Below are 1,129 nucleotides of genomic sequence, written 5' to 3' on the forward strand. Positions count from 1 at the left end.
GTTATTACATTAGTCAACAAGCCAATCCGGCGGAATTGCGACGCGGTGGTCAACTCGCCGTGTACGCGCCTGGCCCTGGATGGAGCGATTGGCTCAAACGGTTTCGGTTCAGGCGGCCTTGCTCGAAGCGGACGGCGACTCTAAAGAGGCGCGACCACAACGGAAGGAACCTCGCAATGAGCATTCGTCGCATCGATGTTGGCCCGCGCATGAGCCAGATCGTCATCCACGGCAACACAGTCTATCTGGCCGGCCAGGTCGGCGAACCCGGCGGCAACGTCGCCTCGCAGACCCGCGACATCCTTGCGACCATCGATGGGTTGTTGGCCAAGGCCGGCACCGACAAGACCAAGATCGTCCAGGCGATCATCTGGCTGGCCGACATGGGCACCTTCGCCGAGATGAATTCCGAATGGGACAAGTGGGTACCGCAGGGCCACACGCCCGCCCGCGCCACCGGCGAGGCAAAGCTTGCCGGCCCCGAATATCTGGTCGAGATCATTATTACGGCTGCGATTTAAGCCGACAGTGCAGCTGCCGATCTCCCCCTCGTGGGGGAGATGCCTGGCAAGGCAGAGGGGGGCGCTGTCCCTCCAGCCCACCGATGTTCGTCATCCTCGGGCTTGACCCGAGGATCCATGCCGTGACCTTTGTCGAGGAACGCGGCGGTGCAGAATTCTGTAAACATTGCAAAGCTTTAGCGTCACGGCATGGATCCTAGGGTCTGCGCGCGTCACTTCGCTCCTTGCTTCGCCCTAGGATGACGAAAGCGAGGGCGCACTCACCCCTGCGACGGCGTGAACCTTGCCACCAGCGTGTGGCTTTCCGCCGGATAGATGAAGCGCACATGCGTCACTGGATGCTCGGCGCTCCATGTTCGCCGCTCGACCACCAGGCACGGCGCGCCGGTATCGATGTCGAGTGAATCGGCGATCGTATCGTCGGCGGCCATGGCGCGGATGCGGTGCTCGGCTTCGCTCCAGGGCACGCGGCCGATCAGCCACGGCCCCGCCGCGATTTCGAGGAACGCCTCGTCCGCTGCCTCGGCCACCGCTGACAGGTTGATCAGCCGCTGCTCGAGAGCGAAAGGCCGTTCGCCGGCAAAATGCAGCCCTTCAAGCCCCAGGAC

2 protein-coding genes are annotated in these 1,129 nt (G+C 63.2%); one reads left to right on the top strand and one right to left on the bottom strand.

Annotated elements, in window-relative coordinates; genetic code table 11:
- The first annotated feature begins 176 nt into the window (after positions 1 to 176).
- On the top strand, positions 177 to 521 hold the full coding sequence (locus tag EOA36_RS35865) for a RidA family protein (protein ID WP_127281273.1): 345 nt from the start codon (positions 177 to 179) through the stop codon (positions 519 to 521).
- Positions 522 to 781: 260 nt separating this feature from the next.
- On the opposite strand, the gene EOA36_RS35870 is transcribed toward EOA36_RS35865, so the two are convergent.
- A partial coding sequence (locus EOA36_RS35870) for a UTRA domain-containing protein (RefSeq protein ID WP_127281274.1) occupies positions 782 to 1,129 on the bottom strand: 348 nt, incomplete at its 5' end.

It is taken from the genome of Mesorhizobium sp. M8A.F.Ca.ET.021.01.1.1, from assembly GCF_003998025.1.
Classification (GTDB): Bacteria; Pseudomonadota; Alphaproteobacteria; order Rhizobiales; family Rhizobiaceae; genus Mesorhizobium.